Source organism: Amycolatopsis oliviviridis (assembly GCF_014654365.1).
Lineage (GTDB): Bacteria > Actinomycetota > Actinomycetes > Mycobacteriales > Pseudonocardiaceae > Amycolatopsis > Amycolatopsis oliviviridis.
This window is the reverse complement of sequence record NZ_BNAY01000031.1, coordinates 1-502: the sequence shown is the minus strand read 5'-3', so window position 1 is coordinate 502 and position 502 is coordinate 1. Positions and strand designations below refer to the sequence as shown.

The 502-nt window shown below is 56.6% G+C and carries 1 rRNA gene; it reads left to right on the top strand.

Annotated features, from left to right (window positions below):
- Positions 1–199, top strand: a 16S ribosomal RNA gene (locus IE302_RS42580); the annotation flags it as partial.
- Positions 200–502 lie beyond the last annotated feature (303 nt).

The following is a 502-nucleotide window of genomic DNA, read 5'->3' as shown; positions in this document are numbered from 1 at the left end:
GTAATCGCAGATCAGCAACGCTGCGGTGAATACGTTCCCGGGCCTTGTACACACCGCCCGTCACGTCATGAAAGTCGGTAACACCCGAAGCCCATGGCCCAACTGCTTGCAGAGGGAGTGGTCGAAGGTGGGACTGGCGATTGGGACGAAGTCGTAACAAGGTAGCCGTACCGGAAGGTGCGGCTGGATCACCTCCTTTCTAAGGAGCAACACATCCACCCCGCCGGGATACCCGGACCAACGGTGGTGGAGTGGCCAGAGCTCAAGTGCCGAATGTGTGCTTGTTCTGGTTGCTCAAGGAATTGTGGAACTACTGGTTATGGCCTGAGGCCAGGTTGCTGATGACTTCTAGTACTGCGCTTCGGCGCGTGGAACGGGGTATGTCGGGTCTGGTTGATGATTGTTCGCTGGCATGCTGTTGGGTCCTGAGGCAACACGCCAAGGGGCTTTCACGCTCCAGGTTGTTTGTTTCTGGTGTGGTGTTTGAGAACTGTAGAGTGGA